The following is a 5,807-nucleotide window of genomic DNA, read 5'->3' as shown; positions in this document are numbered from 1 at the left end:
GGCGCCGGCGGAAGGGCGGCAGGCGCGTCCGCCGAGGCGGCGGCGGGAGCGCTCTGGACAGCGGCGGGCGCGCTCTGGACCGCGGCGGGAAGCGGCGCGAAGGGCGCGGCCGTCCCGCTCCGGCTCACCGCCAGCCGGACATTGCCGATCTCCAGCCGGAGATCCTGGAGGTCGGATTCCAGATAGATTCTCAGGATCTCCTGAATCTCTTCAACCGAGATACTCACCAATCACCTCTTTCAACATAGAACTCGGATCGATTCGCCTGCCCGGCCCGGCCTCACCAGTTGGGCAGCGCCAGCGAGATCGCCGGCACGTAGGTGATGATCGCGAGCGCGACCAGATAGACGAAGAAGAACGGGGCCAGCCCGCGGATGACCTCCGTCGACGAAATGTTGAAGATGCTGCTGCTGACGAAGATGTTCAGCCCGAAGGGCGGCGAGAACATCCCGATCGCCAGGTTGACCGTGAAGATGATGCCGAAATGGATGAGGTCGACCCCGGCATGCTGGGCGAGCGGCCAGAGCAGCGGCGTGAACAGGACCACGGCGGAATTCGGGTCCATGAACATGCCGACGATCAGCAGAATGAGGTTGATGAGCAGCAGCAGGACGATCGGCGAGAGCTGGTACTGCTCGATGAAGGCGACCATCTTCAGCGGGATCTGGTCGGCGGTCAGGATCCAGGAGAACACGCTCGAGGCCGCCACGATGATGAAGACCTTGGCGGTGAGCCGCGCCGTGTCGCGGGTGATCGACCAGACCTGGCGCCAGCTGAGCTCGCGATAGATGAAGACGCTGACGAAGACGGCATAGGCGGAGACCGCCATGGCGGCCTCGGTCGGCGTCGCGAACCCGCCATAGATGCCGACGAAGATGACGGCCGGCGCGCCGAGCGTCCAGAGCACCTCGCGCGAGGTGCGGGCGATCTCGCCGAGATCCCAGGTCCGGCCCGAGGTGATCCGGTGCCGGAGCGCGTACCACACGCAATAGGCCATGGCCGCGAGGCCGACCACGATGCCGGGCAGCACGCCGGCCAGGAACAGCTTGCCGACCGAGGCGTCGGTCATCACCGAGAAGAGGATCATGGTGATGCTCGGCGGGATGATGATCGCGATCGCGCCGGCGGAGGTGATGAGCCCGATCGAGAAATGCCTGCCGTAGCCGTTGTTGAGGAGCGCCTGGTAGAGGATCTTGCCGAGCGCGGCGACGGTGGCGGCGCTCGAGCCCGAGATCGCCCCGAACAGCTCGGCGGCCGCGACGGTCGTGAGCGACATGCCCCCGGGCACGCGCCCGAGCAGCGCCGAGATCCAGTTCACCAGGCGGAGCGCCATGCCGCCCTGGCCCATGACGCTGCCCGCGAAGATGAAGCCTGGCACGGCGAGGAGGACGAGCTGGTTGATCCCGCCGGTGAGGCCCTGGATCACCACCTCCATGGAGACCCCCTCCCACTGCATGGCCGTGATGGCCATCAGCAGGAAGATCATCCACATCGGAATCCCGAGTATCAGGAGCGCGACGGCCCCGATCGCAATGAGCGCCCACACGCGACTACGAGCCCTTCGTCAGCTCAGTCAGCTCGTCGGCCCGCCCGCTGTCGCGGTAGCGGCGTCCCGTGAGCACGGAGAGGAGATAGCTGAGATAGGCCACCGCCATCAGCGCGAAGCAGAGGGGGATGGCGAGCGATTGCGGCCATTCGGGCAGGTAGCCGCTCGGGAGCGTCATCTCGTAATCGATGTCCGTCAGCATGCTGTCGAGGCCGAACTTCGCGACGAACAGCGAAAGCCCGATGCCGAACAGCGAAATCAGCACGTCGACGATCCTGCGGGCCCGGTCTGGCAGGACCTGGTAGACCGCGTCCATCGAGATGTGGTCGCCGTCGAGCGAGAGCGATACGGCGCCGAGATAGACGAGCCAGATCAGCAGCATGCGCAGGATGTCGTCGATTCCGACGATGTTGATGCCCATCTGGAACACGGCCATCGTGACGGCGGTCGCGAGGATCAGGATGGCGCAGACCAGGGCGGAAAGCTGGTCCGCGACCCGGGCCATGCCGTGGACCATCCGGTCGACGCCGTGCAGGAAGCCCGGACTGGAGCGCTGGGCCATGCGATAGACACCCCTCCTTTGCAGAAACCGGCCTGACCGGACCACCCGCCGAGACCGCCCGGCGGGGAATGCCGGGTTCGCGGACCTTCCGGACCGCGCACGAAGCCTGCCGCTCATCGCGGCTGCCGCGACGGAGGCCGATGCCCCCGCCGCGGCCGCGGCAGACGATCCGGCCCGGCGGATCGGCGATCCGTCAGGTTCCCTTGTTGAAGCGTTCGACGTCCTCTTTCAGGATCTCGACCGTCGGTCCGAGGCGCTTGTCCTCGGCCAGGCGCGCCCACACGCCGGCCTTGGCCATGTCCTTCATCTTCTGGAGCTCGGCGGGCGGCATCTCGGACACCTCGATCTTGCCCTCGAGCGCCTGGAGGCTCGAGACCTGCGCCTTGGTGTAGGCCTCGTCGGCCCAGGCGATGGCGTCCGTGCCGGCCTTGGTCACGGCGTCCTGCAGGTCCTTCGGCAGCCCGTCGAACCAGCGCTTGCTGACGATCACGTTCGACACGAAGGCGAACTGGTTGGTGATCGTGTAATGGTCGGCCACCTCGAAGTGCTTCATCTTGAAGAGCACGTCCGGGGGATCGGCGAAGCCGTCGATCGCGCCCTGCTGCAGCGCGGTGTAGACCTCGCCGAGCTCCATCGGGCGCGTCACCACGCCCCAGTCCTGGTAGGCGCCGACGCGCGGCGGCGAGGGGATGACGCGGAACTTCTTGCCCTTGAGATCCGCGACCGTATTGACCGGGAACTTCGTGAGCAGGTGCTGCGGGCCGATGCCGTGGAAGCCGATGATGTGGACGCCCTTCTTCTCGGCGGCTTCCTTCATCTGCTCCGCCGCCTTGCTCTGCTTGGCGAAGGCGGTGATCTTGGCCGGCTCGCCGGGCAGCAGGAACGGCATGTCGAAGAGCGCGAGCTCCGGCACGGCCGAGGAGAGGAAGCCGGCCGGGAACACCATTCCCTGCAGCGACCCCGCCTGAAGCGCGGCGATCATCTGCACGTTGGTGCCGAGCGACTGGCCATGCCGCGCGGAAGCGGACAGGCGGCCGTCGGAATATTTCGTGATCAGCTCGGCGAACTTGTCGTTCACGGCCGCCTGCGTGTCGTTTGCGGTCGCGTTGCCGATGAGCACCGTCGACTGCGCTAGCGCAGGTCGCCCGATCGCGGCCGTGGCGACGGCGAACATCGCCGCCAGCACCGCTCGTTTCGAAAGCATTCTCAAGATCAGATCCTCCCAGTGAACCCCATTCACGTGCCGCGCCGGCCGATCGGGCAGGCCGCCCCGACCGTCGCGGCGCATCGGTCCCGCTCTTTGGTCCGAACCGGGCGAGCCCACCGGACTTGCCCGGCCCCGGCTGGCGAGCAGGTTTCCGAATTCGCAATCCAAAGTACCAAATAGGAAGCTGCCAGCAACCCCTTTTGATCCACTTTCCGACGTCAGGACAGCATATTGCCCGGCCTCTGTCGATAGCGGGTGGCGGAATCCAGCCCCGCGGGCCCAGGTAAGCCCTTCCGCATCTTGCCGCAGCGAGGCCGCCGGCGGGAGCCTGCGAGGCTCTGGCTCGACGGCATGCTATCTGGTATTGTGGATCGCTGATGAAGAATTCACCTTCCCGCGCAGCGCCCGAGGCTGACGAACTTGCGAGGCGCGCGAGCTCCATGGCGGTGACCGGCTGTCCATCCGGCAGGATGGCGGTCCGGACGAAGCGCGGCTAGGGGCATGGCGGGCAAAACACCCTTCACCGGGACCATGCGCGCCGGCGGCCGGGGCCGGGTACGCTCGAGGTTTCGGAGGGCCCACGCCCGGGATCGACATGCCGTCCGGATTTCGCCACCTGCAATTCGGGCAAGGCGCACGCACGCGCCTTGCCCGACGGCGCGCGCGGGGGGCATCTTCGGGCCGGGCCACCGGCCGGGCATCCTGAACGACCGGACATCCTGAACGAGAACAACGCCGTGAACGTAGATTTCATCGACACGACATTCCGCGACGGGCACCAGAGCCTCTGGGCGTTCGGCATGCGCTCCGGCATGATGGAAGCCGTTGCGGAGGACATGGACAATGCCGGCTTCAAGGCGATCGAGGTCCCGATCCTCGGCATCTTCATCAAGAAGTGCATCCGCGACCTGAAGGAGGATTACTGGGAGCTCGCGCGCGTGCTGGCGCGCAAGATGCCCCGGACCCCGAAGGTCGGCCTCGGCGGCGCCTTCATCCTGCCGTTCGAACTCGGCACGCCCCGCTCCGTGATCGAGCTCTACTACCGGCACCTCGCCGAGCTCGGCGTGGTCGACCGGATGCAGGTGACCTGCAACACGCTCGACCAGATCAAGCGGGCGCTGCCCTGGATCGTGCCGATGCTGCGCGGCGTCGGGCTGGAGGTCGTGCTTGCGCTCTCCTACACGATCTCGCCGCGGCACACGGACGCGTATTATGCCGAGACGACCCGGCGGCTGCTGCCCTTCAAGCCGGACGCGATCTACCTCAAGGACCAGGGCGGGCTTCTCACCGTCGACCGGGCCCGCACGCTGCTTCCGACCATCGTCGCCAATGCGGACGGCATTCCCGTCGAGCTGCATTCGCACTGCACGACCGGACAGGCCGAGATGGTCTATCTCGAAGCGATGCGGCTCGGGATCTCCACCCTCCACACGGCCGTGCCGCCGCTCGCCAACGGCCCGTCGCAGCCCTCGGTGCTGAATGTCGCCCGGAACGCGCGGATCCTCGGCTATTCCACCTCGGTCGACGATGCGCTGCTGCAATCCGTCTCCGAGCGGCTCACCGCCTTTGCGAGGGCCGACGGCATGCCGATCGGCGCCCCGCTCGAGCACGACGCCGCGCAATATGTCCACCAGGTCCCCGGCGGCGTCATCTCCAACCTGAAGTACCAGCTCGCCGAGCTCGGCATCCAGGACCGGCTCGACGAGGTGCTGGAGGAATGCGTGCAGGTCCGCAAGGATCTCGGCTATCCGATCATGATCACGCCGCTCTCCCAGTACGTGGTGACGCAGGCCGCCATCAACGTGGCGAAGGGCGAGCGCTACAAGCTCGTCATCGACGAGGTCCTCCTCCATGCCCTCGGCGTGTTCGGCGAGGATTCGGGATATACCTGGATGGACCAGGACCTGAGGGACCGGTTCCTCAGCCTGCCGCGGGCGGAAGAGCTGAAGAAGCGCCCGAACATGGACGTGCCGCTGGAGGATATCCGCGAGAAGCTCGGCGGGCCCGATCTCTCCGACGAGGAGCTGCTCCTGCGCTACGTGATGAAGGGCGACCAGGAAATCAGGGCGATGCGGGCGGCGGGTCCGCCGCGCCGCTACCATGCCGGCCTGCCGCTCGCGGGGCTCGTCGAGGAGCTGGGGAAGCACAAGGGAGTGCGCTACGTGCAGGTCCAGCGGGGCGGCGACCAGCTGGTGGTCCGCAATCGTTCATCGGCCGTTTGAGGGGGAACTCATGACAAGAGGGATACCGGCGCGCGGCGCCGGCAGGCAGCGTACCGCATGCGAACGGCGGGGTGACGCGTGAATAATCTGTTCGGCCCGCTGAGCGAGGAAGACGTCAGGAAGATCGCCCTCCTGATCGAGACGCTCGACCGCTCTTCGCTCGATTTCCTCCAGGTGGAGCTCGGCGACGCCAGGCTCACGATCGGCAAGGGCGAGCCCGCGCCGGCCGCCTCGGGCGTCGCGGCCGCGCCCGTTCCGCCCGCCGCGGCG

The 5,807-nt window shown here is 67.1% G+C and carries 6 protein-coding genes; 2 read left to right on the top strand and 4 right to left on the bottom strand.

Translation table 11 applies throughout. From position 1 onward, the window contains the following. The 4 genes from E4O86_RS22120 to E4O86_RS22105 form a co-directional block, all read right to left on the bottom strand. A partial coding sequence (locus E4O86_RS22120; protein ID WP_205521047.1) for a hypothetical protein occupies positions 1 to 227 on the bottom strand: 227 nt, incomplete at its 3' end. Between the two features lie 53 nt (positions 228 to 280). Beyond that, positions 281 to 1,546 (bottom strand): TRAP transporter large permease subunit, encoded by a 1,266-nt coding sequence (locus tag E4O86_RS22115; RefSeq protein ID WP_161142713.1) that lies wholly within the window; start codon positions 1,544 to 1,546, stop codon positions 281 to 283. Positions 1,547 to 1,550: 4 nt separating this feature from the next. After that, positions 1,551 to 2,108, bottom strand: coding sequence for a TRAP transporter small permease (locus E4O86_RS22110; protein WP_161142712.1), 558 nt, complete (start codon positions 2,106 to 2,108; stop codon positions 1,551 to 1,553). Between the two features lie 193 nt (positions 2,109 to 2,301). Then, positions 2,302 to 3,312 carry a TRAP transporter substrate-binding protein gene (locus E4O86_RS22105; RefSeq protein WP_161142711.1) on the bottom strand — a complete coding sequence of 337 codons (1,011 nt, stop codon included), beginning with the start codon at positions 3,310 to 3,312 and terminating at the stop codon, positions 2,302 to 2,304. A gap of 740 nt (positions 3,313 to 4,052) precedes the next feature. Here E4O86_RS22105 and E4O86_RS22100 point away from each other — a divergent pair. Both E4O86_RS22100 and E4O86_RS22095 read left to right on the top strand, forming a co-directional pair. Continuing rightward, complete coding sequence (locus tag E4O86_RS22100; protein ID WP_161142710.1) at positions 4,053 to 5,537, top strand: biotin carboxyl carrier protein; 1,485 nt, start codon at positions 4,053 to 4,055, stop codon at positions 5,535 to 5,537. A 78-nt stretch (positions 5,538 to 5,615) separates the two neighbouring features. After that, positions 5,616 to 5,807: hypothetical protein (locus E4O86_RS22095; RefSeq protein WP_205521046.1), on the top strand; the 192-nt coding region annotated here is incomplete at its 3' end.

It is taken from the genome of Propylenella binzhouense, assembly GCF_009866965.1.
GTDB lineage: Bacteria > Pseudomonadota > Alphaproteobacteria > Rhizobiales > Afifellaceae > Propylenella > Propylenella binzhouense.
This window is presented reverse-complemented; position numbering and strand designations above follow the sequence as displayed.